Origin of the sequence: Pseudomonas sp. SIMBA_041 (assembly GCF_046535095.1) — a bacterium.
Classification (GTDB): Bacteria; Pseudomonadota; Gammaproteobacteria; order Pseudomonadales; family Pseudomonadaceae; genus Aquipseudomonas; species Aquipseudomonas mucoides.
The window spans coordinates 1-233 of sequence record NZ_JAWRXJ010000985.1 but is presented as its reverse complement, the minus strand read 5'-3'; the positions used below and the strand labels follow the sequence as shown (position 1 = coordinate 233).

General features: G+C 59.2%; 1 pseudogene. It reads left to right on the top strand.

What is annotated here, in order from left to right:
• Nucleotides 1-64: 64 nt before the first annotated feature.
• Nucleotides 65-233, top strand: a pseudogene (locus SB725_RS34075) (type 1 fimbrial protein); the annotation flags it as partial.

The following is a 233-nucleotide window of genomic DNA, read 5'->3' as shown; positions in this document are numbered from 1 at the left end:
CCTTTCATTGGAGAAAAGCGTGGCTCTCAACAAGAAATTCATCGCATTCGCAGCAGTCGCAGGTATGTTCGCAGCAGGTTCGGCCATGGCAGCCGACGGTACGATCAACTTCACGGGCAACATCACCGCGGCGTCGTGCTCGATCACCGGCGGTGCTGGCACGAACGTGACTGGCGAGAAGGGCAACCAGGACATCGCGGTCAACCTCGGCACGGTCAGTGCGGATTCGATCG